Source organism: Neisseria sp. P0009.S010, assembly GCF_051958545.1.
In the GTDB taxonomy this organism is placed as follows: Bacteria; Pseudomonadota; Gammaproteobacteria; order Burkholderiales; family Neisseriaceae; genus Neisseria; species Neisseria subflava_A.
Genome location: NZ_JBQCVH010000005.1, coordinates 132,553 through 155,316, shown reverse-complemented (window position 1 = coordinate 155,316; position 22,764 = coordinate 132,553). Strand labels below are relative to the sequence as shown.

Annotated in this window: 23 protein-coding genes; 8 read left to right on the top strand and 15 right to left on the bottom strand. The window is 48.9% G+C overall.

Annotation, left to right across the window (positions count from 1 at the left end; genetic code table 11):
- Positions 1–7: 7 nt before the first annotated feature.
- Positions 8–493, bottom strand: coding sequence for a YbaK/EbsC family protein (locus ACTHSN_RS06970; protein ID WP_070460765.1), 486 nt, complete (start codon positions 491–493; stop codon positions 8–10).
- Between the two features lie 98 nt (positions 494–591).
- On the opposite strand from ACTHSN_RS06970, the gene ACTHSN_RS06965 reads away from it, so the two are divergent.
- Positions 592–945, top strand: coding sequence for a RidA family protein (locus ACTHSN_RS06965; protein ID WP_049349838.1), 354 nt, complete (start codon positions 592–594; stop codon positions 943–945).
- A gap of 128 nt (positions 946–1,073) precedes the next feature.
- Positions 1,074–2,033 (top strand): tRNA 2-thiocytidine(32) synthetase TtcA, encoded by a 960-nt coding sequence (ttcA, locus tag ACTHSN_RS06960; RefSeq protein WP_107792031.1) that lies wholly within the window; start codon positions 1,074–1,076, stop codon positions 2,031–2,033.
- 91 nt (positions 2,034–2,124) lie between these two features.
- Here ttcA and ACTHSN_RS06955 read toward each other — a convergent pair whose 3' ends face one another.
- Positions 2,125–2,745 (bottom strand): TetR/AcrR family transcriptional regulator, encoded by a 621-nt coding sequence (locus ACTHSN_RS06955; protein WP_070460767.1) that lies wholly within the window; start codon positions 2,743–2,745, stop codon positions 2,125–2,127.
- A 393-nt stretch (positions 2,746–3,138) separates the two neighbouring features.
- Here ACTHSN_RS06955 and ACTHSN_RS06950 point away from each other — a divergent pair, with 393 nt between their 5' ends.
- From ACTHSN_RS06950 to ACTHSN_RS06935, 4 genes are all read left to right on the top strand, one after another.
- The gene (locus tag ACTHSN_RS06950; protein ID WP_070460769.1) at positions 3,139–5,184 is read left to right on the top strand and encodes a TonB-dependent receptor; all 2,046 of its coding nucleotides are present in this window, start codon (positions 3,139–3,141) and stop codon (positions 5,182–5,184) included.
- Between the two features lie 329 nt (positions 5,185–5,513).
- On the top strand, positions 5,514–5,912 hold the full coding sequence (locus tag ACTHSN_RS06945) for an extensin (RefSeq protein ID WP_070460771.1): 399 nt from the start codon (positions 5,514–5,516) through the stop codon (positions 5,910–5,912).
- A gap of 100 nt (positions 5,913–6,012) precedes the next feature.
- Positions 6,013–7,248, top strand: a complete 1,236-nt coding sequence (locus ACTHSN_RS06940; protein ID WP_070460773.1) for an MFS transporter — start codon at positions 6,013–6,015, stop codon at positions 7,246–7,248.
- 143 nt (positions 7,249–7,391) lie between these two features.
- Positions 7,392–7,880, top strand: a complete 489-nt coding sequence (locus ACTHSN_RS06935) for a DUF456 domain-containing protein (protein ID WP_049333782.1) — start codon at positions 7,392–7,394, stop codon at positions 7,878–7,880.
- A gap of 69 nt (positions 7,881–7,949) precedes the next feature.
- Here the strand turns inward: ACTHSN_RS06935 and ACTHSN_RS06930 are convergent, their stop codons facing one another.
- The 6 genes from ACTHSN_RS06930 to ACTHSN_RS06905 all read right to left on the bottom strand — a co-directional run bounded on the left by ACTHSN_RS06930 (position 7,950) and on the right by ACTHSN_RS06905 (position 13,299).
- Complete coding sequence (locus ACTHSN_RS06930) at positions 7,950–8,609, bottom strand: YecA family protein (RefSeq protein WP_049348483.1); 660 nt, start codon at positions 8,607–8,609, stop codon at positions 7,950–7,952.
- 34 nt (positions 8,610–8,643) lie between these two features.
- Positions 8,644–9,435: a TrmH family RNA methyltransferase gene (locus tag ACTHSN_RS06925; RefSeq protein ID WP_070460928.1), complete on the bottom strand. Its 792-nt coding sequence runs from the start codon at positions 9,433–9,435 to the stop codon at positions 8,644–8,646.
- 118 nt (positions 9,436–9,553) lie between these two features.
- Positions 9,554–10,102 carry a sigma-E factor negative regulatory protein gene (locus tag ACTHSN_RS06920; RefSeq protein WP_070460775.1) on the bottom strand — a complete coding sequence of 183 codons (549 nt, stop codon included), beginning with the start codon at positions 10,100–10,102 and terminating at the stop codon, positions 9,554–9,556.
- Between the two features lie 5 nt (positions 10,103–10,107).
- Positions 10,108–10,707, bottom strand: coding sequence for an RNA polymerase sigma factor RpoE (rpoE, locus tag ACTHSN_RS06915; RefSeq protein WP_036493687.1), 600 nt, complete (start codon positions 10,705–10,707; stop codon positions 10,108–10,110).
- Between the two features lie 209 nt (positions 10,708–10,916).
- Positions 10,917–12,251, bottom strand: a complete 1,335-nt coding sequence (gene tilS, locus ACTHSN_RS06910) for a tRNA lysidine(34) synthetase TilS (protein WP_070460777.1) — start codon at positions 12,249–12,251, stop codon at positions 10,917–10,919.
- Positions 12,252–12,339: 88 nt separating this feature from the next.
- Positions 12,340–13,299 (bottom strand): acetyl-CoA carboxylase carboxyltransferase subunit alpha, encoded by a 960-nt coding sequence (locus tag ACTHSN_RS06905; protein ID WP_070460779.1) that lies wholly within the window; start codon positions 13,297–13,299, stop codon positions 12,340–12,342.
- Positions 13,300–13,503: 204 nt separating this feature from the next.
- Here ACTHSN_RS06905 and ACTHSN_RS06900 point away from each other — a divergent pair, with 204 nt between their 5' ends.
- Positions 13,504–13,905: an RNA-binding S4 domain-containing protein gene (locus tag ACTHSN_RS06900; protein WP_003679090.1), complete on the top strand. Its 402-nt coding sequence runs from the start codon at positions 13,504–13,506 to the stop codon at positions 13,903–13,905.
- 93 nt (positions 13,906–13,998) lie between these two features.
- On the opposite strand, the gene ACTHSN_RS06895 is transcribed toward ACTHSN_RS06900, so the two are convergent.
- The 4 genes from ACTHSN_RS06895 to ACTHSN_RS06880 form a co-directional block, all read right to left on the bottom strand.
- The gene (locus ACTHSN_RS06895) at positions 13,999–15,117 is read right to left on the bottom strand and encodes a hypothetical protein (protein ID WP_432760687.1); all 1,119 of its coding nucleotides are present in this window, start codon (positions 15,115–15,117) and stop codon (positions 13,999–14,001) included.
- Positions 15,118–15,294: 177 nt separating this feature from the next.
- Positions 15,295–17,058, bottom strand: coding sequence for an exodeoxyribonuclease V subunit alpha (recD, locus tag ACTHSN_RS06890; protein ID WP_070460782.1), 1,764 nt, complete (start codon positions 17,056–17,058; stop codon positions 15,295–15,297).
- 132 nt (positions 17,059–17,190) lie between these two features.
- Positions 17,191–17,874 carry a lipoprotein-releasing ABC transporter ATP-binding protein LolD gene (gene lolD, locus ACTHSN_RS06885; protein WP_070460784.1) on the bottom strand — a complete coding sequence of 228 codons (684 nt, stop codon included), beginning with the start codon at positions 17,872–17,874 and terminating at the stop codon, positions 17,191–17,193.
- Positions 17,867–19,117 (bottom strand): lipoprotein-releasing ABC transporter permease subunit, encoded by a 1,251-nt coding sequence (locus ACTHSN_RS06880; protein WP_070460786.1) that lies wholly within the window; start codon positions 19,115–19,117, stop codon positions 17,867–17,869. Before ACTHSN_RS06880 ends, lolD begins: the two co-directional genes overlap by 8 nt.
- Before the next feature lie 214 nt (positions 19,118–19,331).
- Here ACTHSN_RS06880 and ACTHSN_RS06875 point away from each other — a divergent pair, with 214 nt between their 5' ends.
- A complete protein-coding gene (locus ACTHSN_RS06875; RefSeq protein ID WP_070460788.1) occupies positions 19,332–19,619 on the top strand; it encodes a hypothetical protein in 288 nt (95 codons plus the stop codon).
- A 62-nt stretch (positions 19,620–19,681) separates the two neighbouring features.
- On the opposite strand, the gene recR is transcribed toward ACTHSN_RS06875, so the two are convergent.
- The 3 genes from recR to ACTHSN_RS06860 all read right to left on the bottom strand — a co-directional run bounded on the left by recR (position 19,682) and on the right by ACTHSN_RS06860 (position 22,716).
- The gene (recR, locus tag ACTHSN_RS06870) at positions 19,682–20,287 is read right to left on the bottom strand and encodes a recombination mediator RecR (protein ID WP_049348472.1); all 606 of its coding nucleotides are present in this window, start codon (positions 20,285–20,287) and stop codon (positions 19,682–19,684) included.
- Positions 20,288–20,369: 82 nt separating this feature from the next.
- Entirely contained in the window at positions 20,370–22,223 is a 1,854-nt protein-coding gene (locus ACTHSN_RS06865; protein ID WP_107792037.1) for a SurA N-terminal domain-containing protein, read from the bottom strand.
- Between the two features lie 145 nt (positions 22,224–22,368).
- Positions 22,369–22,716, bottom strand: a complete 348-nt coding sequence (locus ACTHSN_RS06860) for an arsenate reductase (RefSeq protein ID WP_070460793.1) — start codon at positions 22,714–22,716, stop codon at positions 22,369–22,371.
- Between the last annotated feature and the right edge of the window lie 48 nt (positions 22,717–22,764).

The window sequence follows — 22,764 nt, the reverse complement described above, 5'->3', positions numbered from 1 at the left end:
CTATCCTTTATGAATCGACTGCAACATGAACATCTTTCGGATTGAGCGTCCGCAGGTTTTCAGGCTTCATGCCTACGATAAACCCACGTTTGCCGCCATTGATAAAAATCTCGTCCAAAGCCCAAATGCTTTCTTCCACATAAACCGGCAATGCGGTTTTCATACCGAACGGCGACGTACCGCCAACCAAATATCCTGTCCATTTCGCCGCCTGATCTGCCGTTGCCGGCACGATGTGTTTCAAGCCCAGTTCGCACGCCAGATTGCGGGTAGAAATATGTTTGTCGCCGTGCATTAACACAACCAAGCCTTTTTTATGCTCATCCTGCAAAACGATCGTTTTGATGACCTGATGCTCGGGCTTGCCCGTACATTCGGCAAAACGCGCCGTACCGCCATGTTCTTCATACGCATAAACATAAGGGACAAAATCAATTTTCTTACTGCGTAAAAAGCGCACTGCCTGCGTAACCGGATATTCTGCTTTACTCATGGTTGTTTTCCGCCACCCTTTTCAGACGGCCCCTCTTAAATGTGGAACGTAAACAACTGCAATGTTACCATACCTTCTTTTTGAAATCAGGAGACAACATGGACATCCGCTATCTTGGCACAAGCAAACGCTATTCGGAAGCCGTCGTAGCCAACGGCTTGGTTTTCCTCTCTGGCATGGTTCCCGAAAATCCTGAAGCCGACGCCAAAGCACAAACTGAAAACGTTTTGGCGCAAATCGATTCATGGCTCGCACAATGCCAATCCGACAAAGCCCACATTTTAGAAGCTACCATCTATCTGCCCGATATGAACGACTACGCCGCTATGAATGAAGCCTGGGACGCATGGACAGCCCCTGAGCGCGCTCCGGCCCGCGCCTGCGTGGAAGCGAAACTGGCTTCACCAGACTGGAAGGTTGAAATCAAAATTACCGCCCTTCAAATCAAATAAAGCACAAATATCAGGCCGTCTGAAAACGCCGCTTCAACCAAGCAAGCGCAGTTTTTCAGACGGCCTTTATTCTTTTGAGGTACAATACCGCCCTTAAATTTTTCTATTATTTCAAAGCACAAACAGCCATGTCCAAAAAAACCAAGCAAGAATTAGAAAACAACAAACTCAGCAAACGCCTGCGCCACGCCGTCGGCGATGCCATTAACGATTTCAATATGATCGAACCGGGCGACAAAATCATGGTCTGCCTCTCCGGCGGCAAAGACAGCTACGCCCTTTTAGATATTCTGCGCCAGCTTCAAGCCAGTGCGCCGATTGATTTCGAACTGGTCGCCGTCAATCTCGACCAAAAACAGCCGGGCTTCCCTGAAGAAGTATTGCCGACCTATCTCGAAAGTATCGGCGTTCCCTACAAAATCGTTGAAGAAGACACCTACTCCACCGTTAAACGCGTGTTGGACGAAGGCAAAACGACTTGTTCGCTGTGCAGCCGTTTGCGCCGCGGTATTCTCTATCGCACTGCAAAAGAATTGGGCTGCACCAAAATCGCCTTGGGACACCACCGCGACGACATCCTCGCCACCATGTTCCTGAATATGTTTTACGGCGGCAAACTCAAAGCCATGCCGCCCAAACTGGTGAGCGACAACGGCGAACATATCGTCATCCGTCCTCTGGCGTATGTCAAAGAGAAGGACTTGATCAAATACGCCGAGCTGAAGCAATTCCCAATTATCCCATGCAACCTCTGCGGCTCCCAGCCCAACCTGCAACGCCAAGTTATCGGCGACATGCTGCGCGATTGGGACAAACGCTTCCCCGGCCGTATCGAGTCCATGTTCTCCGCCCTGCAAAACGTCGTTCCATCACATTTAGTCGATACCGAACTCTTCGACTTTGTCGGCTTGGAACGCGGTCAAAACCTGAAACACGGCGGCGACTTGGCGTTTGACAGCGAAAAAATGCCGGAACGTTTCTCCGACGGCAGCGAAGAAGACGAAAGCGAAATCAAAATCGAACCGCAAAAAGCCGAACGCAAAGTCATCAATATTTTGGCAAATAAACCCAAAACCTGCGGTATGTAAACGCGTTTAGACATTCAGACGGCCTTTCGGTAGCTATTTACCGAAAGGCCGTCCGAATATTCATATTTAAAATTTTTCTATTCTTTTTTATCTATTCTTTCCCTGACAAACCGTGCAGCAGCAATCCCAATACGTCTTGCGGCAGCTTTTGCGGCGCGGCGGCATAAAGCGCGGTCAGTTGAGGATGGCGCATCAATATATCCGCCTGACGAATGAACAGGTCGATGAGTTCCACCGGCAAATCGGGCTGAATCAGGCGGCGTTGTTGCAGAGCATGGAAGAATCCGCGCATAAAGGCGTATTTTTCTTCGTTCAATTCGCGGAAAAAGCGCTCCAGCTCCAAATCGATGTTCTCTTCAATGTCGCGCAGGAAAGCGGCGGAATAAAGTTCTTCAAACGATTGTTTTTGCAGGGCAAACACAGCCTCAGCGGCTTCGCGCAGGCTGCATTGCCGTTCAAGCAGATTTTCAAATTCGGCACGGACGCGGTTTTTCTGCTCGGTAACTATTGCCTGCAAGAGTGCGTTTTTACCGCTGTAATATTTGTAAAAAGTGACGCGGCTGACGTCGGCCTCAGCGCAGATGCTGCCTACGGATACGGCGGAAAAGCCATGTTCGCGGAACAGGCGGCGGGCGGTGTCGGCGATGGTTTGTTGTTTGCTGGCAGTCATGACGGTAAGAAGATTTTGATTTTGTTCATAAAGGGTTTTCATTAAAGTTATCCGCAAGTCGGATACTCATCATATTTCCCCACGGCGGCAATGGCAATACGGCGGCGTTTCAGACGGCCTCTTTCCTTATTCCTTCACTGCCCTACTGATAGAGGCTGTCGAATGCTTAGCAGGCTAAATTCATGAAGATTACATAATTTTCCTCCTCCAACCTTCTTCCCCAAATAGGAGAGGGATTTTTTTGGACAATTCACGATAAGAGGGGAAACAAAGTGAATGATAAACACTTGCATTCCTGTTTCTTATTTCTTATACTTTACATTAATAGTTTGTTTTATGTAAATGTGTAAACACAAATATTTGCATACTGACGGAGCAATTGGATTACCTGATGTTCAATCCACCCCGACGTATGCCGTCTGAAAGGATAAGGAAATGCAGAAACACACCCTCCGCCGCCTCCCCCTATTGATTGCTGCCGCTTTCGCCTCCGAATGGATTTATGCCGCCGATGCGGCGCAAGATGCGGAACAGGTGCAGTTGGAAGAAGTCGTCGTAACCGGCGAACGCACCAACCGCAGCGGCTTTGAAACCGCCACGTCCAACCGCGTCTTCACCACGCCGAACATCGACCGCAGCGGCCACAACCTTTCCGCGACCGACCTGCTGAAACAGACCGTAAACACGGTGGACTTGGGCAGCGGCAACGATTTGCCGACCGTGCGCGGTGTGGACGGCTCCGGTCCCGCCGTCGGCGCGGTGGCGTTTTTCGCGGGCACGCGGCCGCGCCTGAACCTCTCCATAGACGGCCGCTCCGCCACTTACAATGAATTCGCCTTCGGCACGCAGTCGCTGTGGGACATGCAGCAGGTGGAAGTCTTGCGCGGGCCGCAAAGCCATGTGCGCGGGCAGAACGCGGTGGCGGGCGCGGTGGTGATGCGTTCCAAAGACCCGACCGACGAATGGGAAGGCGCGCTGCGCTTGGGTTTGGGCAACCAAAAAACGCGTAATGTTGCCGGCGTAGTGTCCGGCCCGATTGTGAAAAACAACCTTGCCTTCCGCTTGAGCGCGGAGCGGCAGCAACGCGAAAGCTACGAACCGTTCGTGTCCTATGAGCCGACCGGCAACCCGCGCCGCGTGGAAAACACCAACGTGCGCTTCAAACTCCTGCTCACGCCCGAAAACCATCCCGATTTTTACAGCCGCCTGACGCTGAACCACATCCGTTCGCGCGCGCCGCAAAACGAAATCATGGGCAACACCGCCAGCCGCCGCTTTTTAAAAGAAAAGCCCGTGTTCGTAACCGGCTCGACATCGGGCATCTGGGACGTATCGTGGCAGCTTAACGACTATCTGAAACTGGAAAACAAACTGATTTACGGCCGCTACCACAACGAGCGGCTGCACCTGCCGATGACCGTCAGCCCGCAAGGCGTGCCCGCCGAACTCAAAGGCCGCGAACTGCAATGGGAGCCGGTATTGCATTTTTCCAACAAAGGTCGTCTGAAAGGCCTTGCCGGACTGCACTACTTCCGCAGCAAACAAGACGAATGGGTAGATATCCGCAGCGTCGGCGGCCGCAACACCTTTGACGACCGCAACAGCGTGCGCGCCCTGTTTGCCGAAACCACATACAGCCCCAGCGAAAAATGGGACATCACGGCCGCCGCCCGCCTTGAAAAAGAAACGCACAAACGAAGCGGCGGCAGCGGCGCGCTGCACCTTGATTTAGACAAAGGCCAGACCGTGTTCCTGCCCAAAATCGACATCGCTTTCAAACCCACCGACCAATGGGTCAGCGGCATCAAAGCCGCGCGCGGCTACAATCCGGGCGGCGCGGGCATCACCTTCGGCCGCCCTGTCGTAACCTACACTTATGAACCCGAATATGTGAACAACTACGAGTGGTACACCCGCTGGCGCAGCGCAGACCACCGCCTGCAACTCACCGGCAACCTGTTCCTGAACCACTACCGCGACATGCAGCTCCCCTTCTATCTCGGCACCAACTCCGTCGTCATCCGCAACGCCAAAAAAGTCCATACCTACGGCGCGGAACTTGCCGCCGACTGGCAGGCGACCGACAGCCTGAAACTCACCACCGGACTGGGGCTGCTCAACACCAAAATCAAAAGCTATCCCGACAGTGGCATCGAAGGCAACAAACTCGGCCGTGCGCCCAAATACACCGCCAACATCGGCGTGAAATACCTGAACGACAAAGGCTGGGAAGCCGGCGGCGACGTGCGCTTCTACGGCGGCTACTACTCCGCCGCCGACAATGCCGAATCAGGCAAAATCGGCGCATACAACCAAGTCAACCTCTACACCGCCTACAACTTCAAACAAGGCCGCATCTCGCTCTACGCCGACAACGTGTTCAACCGCCGCCGACCCATATTCATTTCTAGCGCCGACCGCCAAGACGCACTCTACCAACGCCCCAGAAGCGTGGGCGTGAGCGCGGAATGGAAGTTTTAGGCGGGGCTGAAATGATGGAGGCCGTCTGAAACAATCGTAGGTCGGGCATCAATGCTCTACCTACGGTGACTGGAATAACGAAGGTCGTCTGAAACAGCCGTAACAACCGATTATCGTCATTAGCTTACGCAAGTCTGCTTCGCTACCCCCGCGCAGGCGGGAATCCAGACCTATCCGCACAGAAACTTATCGGATAAAGAAGTGCCTTCGAGTCTCCATTCTGGATTCCCGCCTGCGCGGGAATGACGGCACAAGAAGTCTAAATAAAAAGCCAAGCATAAATGCCCAACTATTAACCTACCCTGCTTCCCAACACCCAAAGGAATCCGATGCACTACTTCACCCCCGCCAAAACCCTGCCCGAAGGCACCATCTACCTGACCGACCTGACCCACGTCGCCGACTTTTCCGACTGGCTGGCCGAATTCGAAACCCTGTTAAACCAAAACCGCCGCTTCGCCACCGTCTGCACCCCCATGCGACGGCAGGTAAGCGACGAACAGCGCATTGCCGACCGCAAAACCTACATCGAATGGATAAAGGCACACCGGCCGCAACTCGCCGAACGCTGCGCCGCCATGCTCCTCATCGAACCCGACGCGGCGCAACTGGCGTTCTTCCGCGAACAATCGTCCAAACTCGGCCCCGCGCTGGGCGTGAACTACATCGTCGAAGCAGATGAAACAACCGCCCTGCTTCGCGCAGAAGAAGCGTTGAAGGCCGTCTGAAAAGATACTAAACCTATTTAAATACAAATCAAGTATTGCCACCCAATATGTTCAGACGGCCTTGTCCCTTTATTTGCCTTATCTTCAAAAGAATCATGTGATGTCCGACAATCAGACTTCCCCAAACTCACGCGACTGGCTGCTGCTTATCGGCGGCAGCACTTACAAATTCACGCTAACCGGTTTTTATCTGGTCGCGCTGATCGCTATTTTGAAAAATCACGGTTACAGCCTGAACCAACTGAGCTGGATTCATTTAATCGGCAGTATCGAAGCAGCGAAAGTATTGTTTGCCGCACTGATGGAGCAGCGGCCGGCGGGGCGGTTCGGGCGGTTTCGCGGCTGGCTGCTGACGGCGACACTGGGGCTTTCGGCAGTATTCGGGCTGATGGCCTGCACCGACATCACGCAGAATTTCCCGCTACTTCTGGCCTGCTGCGTTTTGCTCTCGGCCATGTCGGCGGTGTACGGCTGCGCGATGCTGGGTTTGTCGTGCATCGTCCTGCCGCACCGCGAACGCGGTTTCGGCGGCGTGATTCAAACGATGGCGGCACGCGGCGGCAAGATAATCGGCGGCGCGCTGGTGTTGTGGCTGTATCAGGAATACGGACAGACGGCGGCGGCCGGCTTTATGCTGGCGTTCAGCCTGCTGATGTTGCTGCAACTCTTGTACTACCGCGAGCCGGGAAGTCCGACGGCGCAAGGCAGTTGGACGGCGTTGGCAACGCGGCTGGTTTCTTTTTGGCAGCAACCTGAAACGGGCTGGCGGTGGCTGGTTTTGCTGTTTGCCGTTGCCGTACCGTATGCGTTTATGGCGGCAACCTTTGTGCCCAAGCTGGCGGATTTGGGCTTCAACCCGAAGCAGACGGGCGGGATTCTGGCGGTGGGCATTCCTGTTGCCTGCCTGATCGTTACGCCGCTGTCGGGCTGGTTTTCGCGCAATTATTCACGCCGCAAACTCGTGTTCCTACTCTACGTGCTGCAACTGCCGCTTTTGGCATCCATGACCGCCATCGATACGCTCGCACGCGTCCACCCTTGGCTGCCCCCCGCGCAAATCATCGCCCTGAGCCTGAGCTACACGCTACTGCTGCCGGTGATACTAGCGTTGGTGATGGACAAATCCGACCGCGCCACCGCTGCACTCGACAGCAGCCTGCAATTTTCTGTCGTCCTGCTCGGCAGTTACGCGGCCGGTTTCTCCGCCCTACGTCTGGCAAAGGCTATTGGTTATACAGATGCGTATTGGGTTGCAGTGTACTTGGCCGTATTGGTAGGCCTGCTTTTATATTTGAATAGAAATTTATTCAATCATTCGGATCGTGATTCACAATAATTCGCTTAGGTATTTATTCATCGATTTTAATTGAGCGCTCCTCTGGATAATTTTTCATTTTATTGCACAATCTCTCATGAAAATATAACAAAATGTGCCCATAATACTGCCGTTATTACACTCTTAAATTCAAAAGGAACCTCATGACTGCTGTTCTCATCGTTCTCGGCTTGATCGCCATTGTTGTCGGCATTTTAGGCACGATTTACCCTGCCTTGCCCGGATTAGGTTTGATGTTTGGTGGTGCATGGCTGTTGGGTTATGCCGGCGATTATCAAGTGTTTGGCTCGGGTACGCTGACATTTTTGGCCATCGTTGCCGTATTCGGCACTGCGATGGACTATGTGGCAGGGGCATTGGGGGCAAAATATACCGGAGCAAGTAAAACCGCGGTTTGGGGCGCGTTTATCGGCGGCATCGTCGGCGCATTCTTCTCCATTCCCGGCTTGTTGCTCGGCCCTTTGACCGGTGCGGCCATCGGCGAATTTATCGCACGCAAAGACACTTGGCAGGCAGGCAAAGTCGGTATCGGTACGTTTATCGGCTTCATCATCGGTACTGTGGCCAAAATCGGCTGCGCATTGACCATTGCGCTGACCATTCTGTTTGTTTGGTTGGCCTCATTGTTCTAAGACAAAACATTAAAGGCCGTCTGAATTTCAAGTATTCAGACGGCCTTTTCATTTCACTATTTATTTTTCTTATTTGCCGCAGCAGGCTTTGTATTTTTTACCGCTGCCACATGGGCAAGGATCGTTGCGACCCACTTTTTCGCCTTCGCGGCGGACGGTTTGCGGTTTATTGATGATGGCCTGCCAATACCAGTAAATATCCAGCAGGACGTGCGGCAAATCAGATTCCAACTGGGTCAGCTCTTTTTCATTCAGATGCAAGATGACTTCGCCGTTTTCCTCATCGTCATAGATGCCGCCCAAAGCCATAATCGGATAGAACAAATCTTCAAACTCTTCCTGATCGACTGCCTCAAACCAATCGGTAGGCACAATATCCAGTGCGTAAAGGTAGGCGTTACACCATGTGTAGAAATCCGGATTGCCGGCTTCGTCTTCATAAAACCACAAATCAGGCAGGATTTTCTCATTAAGCTTCATGCGCATATCGGCGGCCATTGCCATGACCAAACGCTCGATTTCGGTACGCTCTTTGGCATCAAACAAGGATTCTTCACCCAAAATTTCAGGCAGCCAGTTGGTCGGATTCAAAGCATCCGGACCGCTCAACAAAGCCATCATAAAACCCTGCACTTCATCACAACGCATGGTGTTGTGGGCTTCGGATTTGGCATCCAGCAATTCCATCAATCGGCTGCGTGCCGCTTCATCAAAAGTCAGTATTTGCATTTTCGTTCCTTAAAATAAAATCGTATTATGGTTTTCAGACGGCCTGGGCATGGATACGTTGCCGCATTTGTTCAAACAGACAAACCGTTGCCGCCATCGCGACATTCAAGGATTCGGTTTGCCCCAACATGGGGATTTTGACACAGGCTTCAGCCTTCTCTTTCGTCGTTTCACTCACGCCGCTGCCTTCGTTGCCAAACACCCAAGCGCAAGGTTGGTTGAGGTTCATTTCATACAAACCGATATTGCGGCCACCCAAAGCTGTTGCCCAAATTGGATGCTGATACGTTTCCATCCAAGCGGATAATTCCACCCGACTGAAAATAGACAGCAGAAAATGCGCGCCCATTCCCGCCCGCAACACTTTGGGCGACCAGATATCCACGGAATCATTGCTGCACACGATTTGCTTGACTCCGGCCGCCGCCGCGCTGCGCAAAATCGTCCCTGCATTACCGGGGTCTTGTACCCGCTCTAATACCACGCAATCGCCGTCTGAAGGCAAGCCTGCCTGTTTCGGAATATCAATCCAAGTCATCACATCATCGGCATCGGTCAGACTGGTGATTTTAGACAGCGCTTCGTTACCGACCCAAGTAATCAATCCCTCGTCCAACTGCGCCGTAATTTCTTGAATTTCAGGATGTTGCTGTTTCTTTTCAGGCAGGTAAACCTGTTTGGGCGTACCGCCGCTTTGCAAATAAGTTTGCAGCAGATGTACGCCTTCCAATACGGTTTCACCGCTTTCGCGCCTTGCTTTGGCCTGCGTCAAAAGACGGAATAAATGTTTGAGCTGTTCGTTTTGAGCAGAGGTAATCAGTTTCATGGAGCGCATTATAACTGTTTTTGACTTCTTTGAAGCTATGCTTTCAGACGGCCTGACGGTTTTACTGCAAAAATAAAAACCCTTGCCATAAAGCAAGGGTTTTGCATGATTTCATTTTTTACTGCACAACAGTCTGCTGCTCATTTTTCTGCTCGGTACGGACAGTCGGACGGTTTTCAATCTTGCCATCTTTCGCCGCATTCGGCACAACGGTTTCACCAGGCTCAGAAGCCACTTTATCGTCAGGCGTACCGCTTACCGGAATGATATCTTGTGCAGGCTGAACATTAGACTTCTCAACAACCGGCATAGCGTCACGAGAAGTTTGCGGCGTAAACTGCCATGCCGTCACAGCAATGGCACACACGCTGGCAGCGGCTGCAAAGAATTTAAAGAAGCCGTTATTGGCCGCTTCGCGGTGAGTATATTTTTTCTGCTTGCCGGCAATCTCAGCTTGAGGCACTGTAAATGCTTTGCTTTGCATGGTTTCATCAGCCACCTTCGCCGCCGCACCCTGACGGATACAGTCGCCGATAATGTGGTACTCATGCCAAGCGCGCAATGCTTCCTCGTCTGCCAATACGGCATCCAGCATCTCATCAGTCAATGCTTCACCGTCCATCAATGCGGACACATACTCCAATGCTTTATTTGTTTTGTCGTTCATTTTTATTACCACCTTTGATCTTCAGAAGTATCCAACAGCGGCCGCAAATCTTTTGCAATCAGTTCACGCGCTCTGAAAATACGCGAACGTACTGTACCTATCGGACAATCCACTACCCGAGCTATTTCTTCGTAAGACAAGCCATCCATTTCCCTAAGCGTAATGGCTTGACGCATATCGTCTGGCAGTTGCGCGATGCTTGCTTCGACGGTCTGCAAGATTTCCCGATTCATCATTTCAGCTTCCGGCGTATGGTAATCCGCAATCTGATCGGTTAAATCAAGAACATCTCCCTCCTCATTGGCCGCTTCCGAGCTGACAAAAAACTGACGACCCGAAGTGGTCAGGAAATTCTTTGCCGTATTGATACCGATACGGTACAGCCATGTATAAAATGCACTTTCTCCACGAAAATTTGCCAATGCACGATAAGCCCTAATCATTGCCTCTTGGGTTACATCGTGCACTTCATGCTCATCCTGAATAAAACGGGAAATCAGTCTGTTTAGCCGACGCTGATACTTGGACATCAGCATCTCGAATGCCTTATGGTCACCTTTCTGTGCGCGCTCCACCAAAACTTGATCTATTTGGCGATCGTTCATATTCAACCTTTAATCGTTTTACTGCTTTAAACCAAAAATAGTAAAGCGTGCTGTGCACAGTAAAGACAGCAACGCTTTGAAATAGTTCCACGAGATTACATTTAATCGCAAAAGTTTATTCGTGCAGATGCTCTAACATAAGCTGTATTGCTTATTATATATACACTTAGCACAAGTAGTTAAATTACTAATACTTACTAAATTTAAAGTTATTCTCTTTGCTTTTCTGCTATATATTTGACCAACTTTTCATGAACAGGCAGATAGCCTTCCCCTATTTGAACATCGCTTCCCACCCGAAGATTAACAACAGCAAGGCACTTGTTGCCCATACTTAGGATAATCGGCCAATATTTACGGACGAGTGGCACAATATGACACTCTTGCAATAGTTTTTCGACTGATTTTTCCCTCTGTCCCGACTGAATCACATCACTTTTGGCCACACTTCTAAGTACCGCCGGCTTCTCCAACTCCTCTGCCGACAAACCTCCCTTAAACGGTAATAAAACAAAACCATTTTCGAGCAAAATATCTTTCAGACGGCCTTGAACTTCCCTGCCATTACACCAAGGCAGTTTTTGAAACTCACTTTCCTGATAAACAAACAGCTTGTCTCGATATGCGACCAGTTCCCCATCTGACAAATTCAACTGCGCCTGATCTACGGTTTCTAACACTCGGGCAAAATCGGCAATACTGTGATAAGAAGGCAATGATTCCGTTTGCTTTCGTAAAAAATACCAAAGCAACCGACGACGCAAAAGCGGCGTACATTTCCGCCACAGACTGATGTTGAATATTCCGTTTGGACTGATGCGCTGATATTCAGACTCAATCAATTCATCTAAAAGCTGCAAATCTTCCTGCAATAATCGAACATTGGCACAAATTTGCCGCTCAAAATTCGGAATACGCTGCTGCCATTGCGGTAAAGCCTGATTTCTCATCCAATTGCGTAAATAGCCGGAGTCTTCATTACTTTCGTCTTCAACAAAAGATAATCCCCATTGTTGCGCATACTCAGCCAGTTCCTGACGGGAAAATGCCAAAAGCGGTCGCCAAATTTGAATCTCTTCATTTAAATCACGCCATACCGGCATGGCCGCCATACCGCGCAATCCGCCCCCGCGCACGGCTGACAGCATAAATGTTTCGATTTGATCATTGCGATGGTGTGCCAAAACAATAATTTTCTTCAGGCCGTCTGAAAATGCCTGATATCGTGCAGCCCTAGCCGCCGCTTCCAAACCTTTTCCTTGTTTTTCCACATTGACACGACACACTCGCAAGACAACATTCAGACGCTGACAATAATCCTGACAAAATTTAGCCCAACTGTCGGCATTAGTGCTTAAACCATGATGAACATGAACGGCGCGCAAATCAAAATGGCTAAATTCGCGCATCCGATGCAAAAGATGCAGCAGGACGACAGAATCCAATCCGCCACTCAAGCCAACTTCAACAACAGTATGGCTCGGCAAATCAGGAACAGCTGCTTGAAAACTTTTAAATAGGGAATCAGGGGATACTTGCGACATTTCAGATGGCCTGAAATTGTGAATAACTCAAAAATAGAACACAAAAAAAGCAAGCAGCGGTATCTGCTTGCTTTTTCAGCAGTAAAACTTATTTATCGGTAAATTTACCGTAAGCCATGATGCGGTCGAAACGGCGAGCAAGCAAGTCAGGCATGGTCATGCTTTGCGCTTCGCTTAATTGCTGTTCCAAAACGGTTTTAACGTTTTTCATCGTGGTTTCAAAATCACGGTGTGCGCCGCCCAAAGGCTCATCAATCACTTTATCGATGACGTCCAATTCTTGCAGGCGTTTGGCGGTAATACCCAATGCTTGCGCGGCATCTGCTGCTTTTTCAGCAGTTTTCCAAAGAATAGAGGCGCAACCTTCGGGAGAAATCACCGAATAAGTCGAGTATTGCAGCATATTGACGTAGTCGCCGACAGCCACTGCCAATGCACCACCCGAACCGCCTTCGCCAATAATGGTGCACAATACCGGCACATGCAGGCGGGTCAGTTCGTATAAATTACGGCCGATGGCTTCAGACTGGCCGCGTTCTTCCGCGCCAATGCCAGGATACGCACCCGGGGTATCGACAAAGGTCATGACCGGAATATTGAATTTTTCGGCAGTCTGCATCAAACGCAGTGCTTTACGGTAACCCTCAGGACGCGGCATACCGAAATTACGGCGGATTTTTTCTTTGGTATCGCGGCCTTTTTGATGACCGATAACCATCACGCTTTGGCCGTTGAAACGCGCCAAACCGCCGACAATGGCATGATCGTCAGAATAATGGCGGTCGCCGTGCAACTCTTCAAAATCGGTAAAAATACCGTTGATGTAGTCCAAAGTATAAGGTCGTTGCGGATGGCGGGACACTTGTGAAATTTGAGCCGGAGTCAGCTTGCTGAAAATCGACTTGGTCAACTCACTGCTTTTCTTTTGCAGTCTGGCAATCTCGTCGGAAATATCAACGGCAGATTCATCTTGTACGAATCGCAACTCGTCGATTTTATTGGTTAATTCGGCGATGGGTTGTTCGAAGTCCAAAAAAACGGGTTTCATAAAACAAAGCTCTCGGTAACGGTTGCTGACATGATACGCTAATCAGACGTATTTGACAGCATTTCTCAAAGGGAAACTGCCATCTTTTGCAATAAAAAATCTTTCAGACGGCCTTTAACAAAGAAATAGTATATCTGCACTAAATGAATGAAGTGCCGTATCTTATGATAAACTTCAATTCAGTTCAATCATTTCAAACAGGCTATGAAAAACGATCATGACAATTCGTCCATGCGCTTGGACAAATGGCTGTGGGCCGCACGCTTTTTCAAGACCCGCGCGCTGGCACAAAAACATATTGAGCTGGGCAGGGTTTTGGTAAACGGCTCGAAGGTGAAAAACAGCAAAAATATTTCTGCCGGCGACACCATCGACATGACTTTGAACTCCCTACCCTACAAATTCAAAGTTGCCGCGCTCAATCATCAACGCCGCCCGGCACCGGAAGCGCGTTTACTCTACGAAGAAGACATGAAAACGGCTGCCGAACGCGAAGCTCAAAAACAACTCGACCAAGCCAGTCGCATCAGTGCCGCTTATCCGGACGGACGCCCAACCAAACGCGACCGCCGCCAGCTCGACCGTATGAAGCGCGATAGCTGGTAAAGCGTTTCATCCATTGTTTCAGACGGCTCTATATCCATGCCGTCTGAAAACTAAAAACAGGCAGGACATCCTGCCTGTTTTTATTTGTGATGATTAAAATTTATACTCTAACTGACCACGAATAACGTTTACATCCTGCTTATCCGTACCGACGGTAGGCGTAACCTGTTTGCCGGCCAAATAGAAGCCTTTGAGTTTCCAGTTTTTCCAAGGAATATAGGTCGCACCGATTTGCACGCCTTGGACATTTTTGCTGTAATCCTCAGCAGAAGAGACACCGGACAACGATCCGACACGGCGGTAGTTCAAGAATACGTCGTAAGAATTGCGGGCATTCCAGTCGGCTGATTTATAGCGCACTTCAGTGAACACGCCATCATTTTTGATTTTTTGTCCGGCATCATTATAGGCTTTGATATTGGACTTGCTGACTGCAGCCATCCAATGCCAATCGTCATTAAATTTGATGTCCGTACCGATTTCTCCGAAGACCGCATTTTTCTTCGCACCGCGTACATCGATGTCTTTCATGTAGCTGACGGTTGCGCCGACGTTAATATTCTCATTCACAGGCAACATGCTTTGCACCGCGGCAAAATGTCTGCGGCGGCCGCCAATGCCCCATGCGTTGTCGTTCAGATTGCCAGTACGGCGGCCCGCATAGATTTTGGTAGGCAGGGTTTTATTGTCGAAGAAGATTTCGCCGCCGGTTACTTCGGTATCCCATACGCGGCCATAGGAAGAGAATGCGCCGAATTTACCGACACGCGCTTTAATGTTGTTGTACAAAGTACCTTCGGCATACAGTTTATTGACCGGCACATCATGATCGCCGTTGAACTTACCGGTTTCCAAATCGATATTCGGCTCGATTTGTGCAACCAATTTCCAGTCTTTGTACAGTTTCGCGCGCAACCAAAACTCCGCATTAAAGTTGGCATTGGTATCTTCAGGCGTCGGATTGATACCGCTGTTATTGGCATTGATGTCTTTGGTATCCGCACGTACGCGCAAACCACCATTCACAGTCAACAAATCATTGAAAATACTGATTTTATCGTCATCTTTACGAATGATACTGCCGGAATTGACGTAATCGTTGGTGGTGGCCAAAGCCGCCGCATCATGCCCGCCATCAGCATTTTCTGCCAAAGAATAAGACGATGAAGCCAATAAAATACAGGTTACAATCAGTTTGGTTTGAAATTTCATGCCGACTCTCCAAAAGAAGGTATTGAAAGTGAAGTATTCGATAAAGCGTACAAAATTATGAATTTCGTATAAATTATTCATTTTATTTACTAATTATTTTTATCGTATGTAAATTAGTGTAATCAGTCAAGCAGATTTAAACGCTTTATCCTCTTTCAGACGGCCTCTTGATTCAAGTCAAACAGAATCCTGCTCATCAAGCTGTTCAAACTGCCGTTCCAAGGCATCGGCCAATGCCGTCCTGCGTTTTTGGTGGCATCCCACAGCCTTAACCAATTCCTCTGCATTTCCCCAGAACACGAAACGTTCACGCGCGCGGGTAATGGCTGTGTAAAGCAAAGCCTTATCCAACCCTCGGGCTTCCTCTTCGCCCTCCGTCGTTGCAGGCACTGACGGCGGAAACAGCCATACTTCCCGATATTCCGAACCTTGACTCTTGTGCACCGTCATGGCAAAAGCCGATTCAAAATCGGGCAAACGGCTGATGGCAATTTTTTTAAATCCATCTTTCTCAGGAAAATAGGCAGACAAGCCATTCAACGATTCTTCATCTTTCATAATCAGCCCGATGTCGCCGTTAAACACTTCCAGCATGTAATCATTGTGGGTAATCATGATGATTTGTCCGGCAAACCAAGGCGTTTCGCCCGAAACCTTGCCTTGTCGTTGCAAATATTCTTGATAAGCCTGATTCAAATCATCCGCATCCTGCCGCCAAGCCGCCAATACCACCACATCGGCCGCATGACCGTAGGCGAGTGCGACATTATTCTCTGCCACGGCCTGCCAATAATCCTGTTGCTTTTGATACAGCAAGGCGACCTGCTCTTTCAGACGGCCTGATTTCATTTCCAATTCTTTGGGGAACTTGTCAAACTGTTCGACCGCAGTTTGCTTTTCCCCGGACACCACCGCCCTTGCCAAACAACCAATACCGCTGTCTGCACCAAAACGGTGGCTGAACGTCAATTTAGCATTGTTTTGCGATAAAGCCTGTGGCTGTCCTTTAATCTCAAAACCATGATCGGGCAGGTAAACTTCCAACTTTTCAGCAGTTTCTTTATCCAAAGCCGTCGGACGCGACAATGCTGCCAACACGGCTCCCAAGCCAACCGACGGCAACTGGTTTTCATCGCCAAGCAACACCAGACGACAGCCGGTCGGCACGGCACGCAACAAATCCAATACCAGCGGTAGATCCAACATCGAAGCCTCATCCACCACCAAAACATCCAAAGCAAGCGGATATTCATGATTAAATGCAGGGCGCATTTGCGGCGGCCGCAGTTTCAGCAAACGATGGACAGTCTGCCCTTCCAAGTTTTCTAAATGAGCTTTAATGCTCGGAGACAAATCAAAACCATCCAAAGCACGTTGCAAGGCCCGTGCCATATGCGCAGCCGCTTTGCCCGTCGGCGCCGCCAACGCAATACGGGGCAGCTTCGTACTGTTATTACAAATCAGACCCAAAAGCTTTGCTACGGTCGTCGTCTTACCCGTACCCGGCCCGCCGGTAATCAGCATAAAGTTTTGCAGCAAAGCCAAAGCCGCAGCATCCCGTTGCTCTTTACTGTCTTTAGTATCAAACCAATCGCTCAGACTTTTTGAAGCCGCCATAAAATTCACTTCTTCCGCCTCGGCACTTGCCAGCCGTTTGATTTCAATAGCCAAATCATGCTCCAACTGCCACATCCGCCCCAAAAACAATTTCCGGCCTTGCAGGATAAGCGGTTTATCCGCATTACCGACCAAGTTCGGCAAGTTGCTTAAGGCATCGACATCCGCTTTATCCAAGTAAATAAACGAATGCCCGTTTTGCAAGGCTGCAAACAGTCGAACCACATAAGGCTCAATAACGGATGCGCCCTGTACTTCGTGGCGGCGGAAAAACGCTATGGCCGCATCTGCGGCAGAGGAAAGGATAGAGTCGGTCGGATTCATGGCTCAGAATTGATTGATACGGAAAAAAGAAAGGCCGTCTGAAAAACAGTGTTTCCATAAATGAAAACCTATTTTTCAGACGGCCTCTATTATACCGTTCAAAACATAAAATATTTGCCTGAAATAATAACCTTATTGCAGCACTTGCAGACTGCCGTCTTTCATGGTCATTACCCGGTCGAAACGCTCAGCCAGCTCGTCATCATGGGTTACCACAATCAGGCTGGTGTTCAATTCGCGTTTCAAATCCAGCATCATATCCAGCACATTTTGCGCATTTTTACGGTCAAGGTTCCCCGTCGGCTCATCTGCCAACAGGCATTTCGGTTCATTAACCAAAGCACGGGCAATGGCCGCACGCTGACGCTCGCCGCCGGAAAGTTCGCTCGGACGGTGCAGCATACGCTTGTCCAAGCCGACCTTTTTCAGCATCTTAACAGCCTTCTCCTCAGCCATCGCCTTGGGCATTTTGCCGATTAAAAGCGGCATCATGACATTTTCCAAAGCAGAAAACTCAGGCAATAGATGGTGGAACTGATACACAAAGCCCAAATAACGGTTGCGCAATTCGCCCAACTGTTTTTGGCTCAAACCGCCCAAATCCTGATCCATCAACATTACCTTGCCTTCAGACGGCATATCCAAACCACCAAGAAGGTGCAGCAATGTGGATTTACCGCTGCCTGACGAACCGATGATACTCACGCTTTCCGCTTCGGCAACTTCAAAATCTAAATGATTCAACACTTGTACATTCAATGCGCCGTCATTATAGCTTTTGCCAACGCCGATACATTTCAAAATTGTCTTACTCATAACGCAAAGCCTCCGCAGGTTGGGTTTTTGCAGCACGCCAGCTCGGATATAGTGTGGCGATAAATGCCAAGCCAAGCGAAATGCAGGCAATAACGGCGACGTCCTTCAAGTTCACATCACTAGGCAGGTAATCGATGAAATAAACCTGTGAGTTAATCAAATGCACGCCAAACAGGTCTTCAAAAAATGCGACAATCTTGCCGACATTCCAACCCAGCAATACACCGCATACTACACCCACAAGCGTACCGAAGAATCCTGCAAACGCACCCTGCACCAAGAAAATCTTCATGACGCCGCCCGGGGATAAACCCAAAGTGCGCAAAATCGCAATATCGGCTTGTTTTTCCGTTACCGCCATTACCAAAGAAGAGACGAGGTTAAACGCAGCAACCGCGATAATCAATGTCAAAATGATAAACATCATGCGTTTTTCCAACTCAACGGCTTCAAAATAACTGCGGTTGTTAAACGTCCAGTCGCGCACCCATACCTCATCTTTTTTAGCATCAGGAATCAACTTGGCAATGAAAGACGGCGCATTCTGAGGATCAGCCAGTCGCAAACGCAGCCCGCCGACATTTTCACCCAGTCGATACAAGACTTGCGCATCCTTGATATGCGTCATGGCCAAGGTATTATCGACTTCATAAACACCGGTTTTTACCACACCGACTACATTAAACTGCTTCAAGCGCGGTACTACGCCGGCAGGGGTAACGTTACCCTCTGGTGTAATCACTGTAACCTTGCCGCCCATCTCCGTACCCAATGCCTCAGCCAGCCCTTGGCCCAAAATAATATCAAACTCGCCCGGCTTCAAATCATCAAAACTGCCGGCCGGCATATCCTTACCGTAATCGACGACATTTTTTTCTTCAGACGGCAAGATACCGCGTATTTGCACACCGCGTACTTCTCCGGCATTGGCAAGCAAAGCCTGATCGGAAACATAAGGCGCGCTGGCCAATACTTCCTTTTTGCCTTTTACAAATTCGCGCAAATTCTGCCAACCCGGCGCACTGCCGACATCGTAATAGCCGATTTCCGCATGAGGTGCGACGTTCAACAATTGACCGCGTATCTCTTTCTGAAATCCGTTCATTACCGATAACACCACAATCAGCGCCGTTACGCCCAAGGCGATGCCGGCGATTGAAATCATGGTAATAAATGACATAAAGCCATTGCGTTTTTTCGCACGTAAATAGCGCAGGCCTATCCAAGTTTCTAAAGAAGCCATTCAAAAATGCCTCATTCGTTTGTCAAAAAAGGCTTATTGTACCGTAAAACCGACAGGTCGTCCGATTGCCCGACTGATATAGCATTCAGGGATAAAGTGTATGTAAAACCATGTATCTTCCCGTAAATTCCGCCGAAAAACTTGCACAATCTGCCAATCGCCCTTATTCTGAAGCTGTGACACACTTTGTCACCATCAAAAAGGAAATACACTAATGAACAGCAAAAAATTCTTGGCCCTCGCATCCGTAGCTGTAGGTTTGTCATTCAGCTTCAATGCATATGCCGCCAAAGAAATCAAAATCAGTTCAAACAATACCGCTTACTCCGACGCCGATGTTCAAAAACTGGCAGCCACTGCTGTCGGCATGGGCGTAAAAGAACCTGTCAGCCTCAACAGCGGAAACGGTGTTGTTACCGTATCCGGCAGCAGCGCAACCAAATGTGCATTCAAAGTCGGTAACGGAGATACGCCTCAAATTCAAGGTGTCAGTTGCAAATAATCTGATTTAATCAATGAAAAGGCCGTCTGAAAAACTTTCAGACGGCCTTTTTATATTGCCATTTAAGATTGAATATTCCTTCTATCGTAAACAGCCTGAGCCAAAGTACCAGCATCCACATATTCCATCTCACCACCCAAAGGGATTCCCCTCGCCAATCGACTGACTTTATAAGGAAGATTTTTAAACAATTCCGCCAATACATATGCTGTCGCATCGCCTTCGGCTGTGAAGTTGGTTGCAATGATAATTTCCTCAATATCACTCGCCTGCAAACGGACAACCAGCTTATCTAACGCTACTGCCGAAATATCCATGCCCTGCGCCGGACTGACTTGCCCCATCAGAACGAAATACAGGCCATCATGACAATTAGCCGCCTCCATGCTGGAGACATCCGCCGGCATATGCACAATCATCAAACGGCTTTTATCGCGTTTTTCGTCTGCGCAAATTTCACACAAATCGCCTTCGCAAAATGTGTTGCACATCCGACAATGTTGCACCTGTCTCAAAGCAAACTGCAAAGCATCCACCAACTCCTGCGCTTCTTCGCGTTTGTACTGTAAAAGCTGGTAAGCCATACGCTGGGCGGATTTTGGGCCGACATTGGGCAGGATTTTTAATGCATTAATCAAGCGGACAAAGGCATCAGGATTTTTACTCATGATTTCAGACGGCCTTTAAAAAGATAGCTAAAAATAAGAAAACAGCCGGAATTCATCCGGCTGCCCTACTCAAATACTCTGCTTATTCGGCAGCATTATTAACTTGCTGTGCGCCTTGCTTACGATCGATTTTTTTATCCAAATACTGGAGTAAATTATCGAACACATTGGCAGAAAGCTGCTGAACCAAAGCCTGTTTGGCAGCCGGAATCTGTGAATCGGCATTTTCAGGAGCAGAAACGCTCTGAACTTCCATAATCACCGGCGCAGGCATACCTTCCAACAATGTATACGCAGGTTTGCCGCCGACAGGACGCGCTTTCAGCAAAGCCGCATAAGCTTCCGGAGACATGGTTTTACGTGCATCTTGTGCGCTCAATTGAGAAACAGGCGACCATTGAATATCGGCAGCTTTACCGGCTTTCAATGCGGCCAAAGTTTCTTGGGCTTTCTTCTCCGCCAGTTTGGCAGCTTCAGAGCGCAGATATGCTGCACGGACAGTGTCTTTGACTTCTGCAAATGGTGCAATTTTCTCTTCGCGCACTTCTTTCGCACGAATGACCCAAACGGTATCGTTGTTGATGGCGATCACTTCAGAATTGTGTTTTTTCTTCAGTACATCATCACTAAACGCGGCATTAATCAATGCTTCAGGCAAGCCGGCTTCCTTCGCGCCCGCTTTGGTCACCCACTCATCCAAGTTTTCCACTTTCAAACCTGAATTGGCGGCTGCTTTTGCCAAAGAAGATGGATCATTGAAGGCATCTTCACCCAATTTTTCTTTAGCGGCATTAAAGGCAGAAGCTGCTTTTTTCAGTTTCAAGGCTGCTTCGATACGCGCTTTGGCTTGTTCCAAAGTCGGCTCAGCTTCGACATTCAAAACTTTGATAACGTGATAACCCAAAGATGATTTAACGGTATCGCTGACTTCGCCTTTGCCCAATGCAAATGCCGCTTTATCAAATTCAGGTCCAAAGCCACTGCCGCCGCTTTTGCTCAGGTAGCCCAAATTGCCGCCTTTGTTGCTGCTAGACAAATCTTTGGAGTACTTGGCCGCCAGCTCGGCGAAAGCATCTGGGTGCGCTTTGAGCTCTGCAGCCATTTTATCTACTTCGGCTTTAATTTCCGCATTGCTTGCTTCATCTCCGTTAGGCATAACAGGAATGAAAATATGCGCAATTTCGGCTCTTGGCGACAAATCTACGCTTTTGCTGTCGTAAGCTTTTTGTACTTCTTCTGCGCTGACGGTTTGCTTGTCAGCCAAATCTTTGATGTTCAAAGCCACATATTCCAGCTTAACGGCTTGAGGAATCAAGTAATCTTTCTTATGCGCTTCATAATACTTTTGCAAAGCCGCATCATCTACTTTTACTTGTGCCGCAAATGCTTCAGGGCTGAAAGTAAATGAACGGATGGTACGTGTTGCTTGAGTCAGGTTAATCAACTGACGCGCTTGCGCATCGCTGACCAACGCACCGTTTTGCACCAAATTCAACAGATTTTGCAATTGGAACTGTTCACGGATGTCTTCAACAAACTGATCCTCCGTCATTTTGCGCTGATCCAAATACTTCTTGAGCAAATCCTGACTGAATTTGCCAGAAGCATCATGGAAATTCGGATCATCCACGATAACTTGCTTGATTTGTTCCTGAGACACAGCAATGCCCATCAGCTTGGCACCCTGCTTCAGGTAAGCTCTTTGCAATAAAGATTGGAATATCGCATCACGCGAAGGCGCATTATTGCCGGCAGCCTGCTCATTTTGTATCGCAATCTGTAAAGCATGCTCGCTGACCTTCTCATCCCCGACTTTGACAATGTAATCAGAACCCGGCGAAGACAAGTTATTGGCACCGAATCCGATAAAGGTCAGACCGATGATACCTAAAACAATCTGGGCGGGTGTTTTATATTTTTCAACAATATGGAACATATTTATCCGAAAGAAAAGTTTGGCGCGGCAGCCTGAAAATGCTGCCGCAAAAATCTTAAAATCCTGAAAACAGGCTCAAAGCGCGTATTGTAACGTATTTTTTCGAGGCTTGCTTTTTCAGACGGCCTAAAAACCTAAAAATGCCTTATCCGAAAATTTCCTGATACGCTTCTACTGAAAATCCGACATGAACCTGTCCTTCTTTGACCAATACAGGCCGCTTGATGATACTGGGATTTCCCACCATCAAAGAAATCGCACCTTCTTTTGTCGCGGCAGATTCTTGCGCATCTTTATCCAACTTGCGCCAAGTCGTACCTCTTTTATTGAGCAAAATTTCCAAAGCCGCCTGCTCCAGCCAGCCATCAATCAATTCGGCAGTCGGGGCGTTTTTCTTAAAATCTACAAACTCAAACTCGATGCCGTTTTCCGCCAACCAACTGCGCGCTTTTTTAACCGTATCGCAATTGGGAATACCGTATAGTTTTATCATCTTATTTATCCTTGGTTTTATTCATAAAATCACGAATTCAGGCCGTCT

Coding starts and splice junctions, on each gene's coding strand:
- rpoE (WP_036493687.1), bottom strand. CDS start 10,707: ATGAACGATCGCCAAATAGATCAAGTTTTGGTGGAGCGCGCACAGAAA.
- ACTHSN_RS06970 (WP_070460765.1), bottom strand. CDS start 493: ATGAGTAAAGCAGAATATCCGGTTACGCAGGCAGTGCGCTTTTTACGC.
- ACTHSN_RS06895 (WP_432760687.1), bottom strand. CDS start 15,117: ATGAAATTTCAAACCAAACTGATTGTAACCTGTATTTTATTGGCTTCA.
- ACTHSN_RS06950 (WP_070460769.1), top strand. CDS start 3,139: ATGCAGAAACACACCCTCCGCCGCCTCCCCCTATTGATTGCTGCCGCT.
- ACTHSN_RS06920 (WP_070460775.1), bottom strand. CDS start 10,102: ATGAACGACAAAACAAATAAAGCATTGGAGTATGTGTCCGCATTGATG.
- ACTHSN_RS06875 (WP_070460788.1), top strand. CDS start 19,332: ATGAACAGCAAAAAATTCTTGGCCCTCGCATCCGTAGCTGTAGGTTTG.
- ACTHSN_RS06955 (WP_070460767.1), bottom strand. CDS start 2,745: ATGAAAACCCTTTATGAACAAAATCAAAATCTTCTTACCGTCATGACT.
- ACTHSN_RS06965 (WP_049349838.1), top strand. CDS start 592: ATGGACATCCGCTATCTTGGCACAAGCAAACGCTATTCGGAAGCCGTC.
- ACTHSN_RS06945 (WP_070460771.1), top strand. CDS start 5,514: ATGCACTACTTCACCCCCGCCAAAACCCTGCCCGAAGGCACCATCTAC.
- ACTHSN_RS06860 (WP_070460793.1), bottom strand. CDS start 22,716: ATGATAAAACTATACGGTATTCCCAATTGCGATACGGTTAAAAAAGCG.
- recD (WP_070460782.1), bottom strand. CDS start 17,058: ATGAATCCGACCGACTCTATCCTTTCCTCTGCCGCAGATGCGGCCATA.
- lolD (WP_070460784.1), bottom strand. CDS start 17,874: ATGAGTAAGACAATTTTGAAATGTATCGGCGTTGGCAAAAGCTATAAT.
- tilS (WP_070460777.1), bottom strand. CDS start 12,251: ATGTCGCAAGTATCCCCTGATTCCCTATTTAAAAGTTTTCAAGCAGCT.
- ACTHSN_RS06935 (WP_049333782.1), top strand. CDS start 7,392: ATGACTGCTGTTCTCATCGTTCTCGGCTTGATCGCCATTGTTGTCGGC.
- ACTHSN_RS06865 (WP_107792037.1), bottom strand. CDS start 22,223: ATGTTCCATATTGTTGAAAAATATAAAACACCCGCCCAGATTGTTTTA.
- recR (WP_049348472.1), bottom strand. CDS start 20,287: ATGAGTAAAAATCCTGATGCCTTTGTCCGCTTGATTAATGCATTAAAA.
- ACTHSN_RS06925 (WP_070460928.1), bottom strand. CDS start 9,435: ATGAAACTGATTACCTCTGCTCAAAACGAACAGCTCAAACATTTATTC.
- ACTHSN_RS06880 (WP_070460786.1), bottom strand. CDS start 19,117: ATGGCTTCTTTAGAAACTTGGATAGGCCTGCGCTATTTACGTGCGAAA.
- ACTHSN_RS06900 (WP_003679090.1), top strand. CDS start 13,504: ATGAAAAACGATCATGACAATTCGTCCATGCGCTTGGACAAATGGCTG.
- ACTHSN_RS06905 (WP_070460779.1), bottom strand. CDS start 13,299: ATGAAACCCGTTTTTTTGGACTTCGAACAACCCATCGCCGAATTAACC.
- ACTHSN_RS06940 (WP_070460773.1), top strand. CDS start 6,013: ATGTCCGACAATCAGACTTCCCCAAACTCACGCGACTGGCTGCTGCTT.
- ttcA (WP_107792031.1), top strand. CDS start 1,074: ATGTCCAAAAAAACCAAGCAAGAATTAGAAAACAACAAACTCAGCAAA.
- ACTHSN_RS06930 (WP_049348483.1), bottom strand. CDS start 8,609: ATGCAAATACTGACTTTTGATGAAGCGGCACGCAGCCGATTGATGGAA.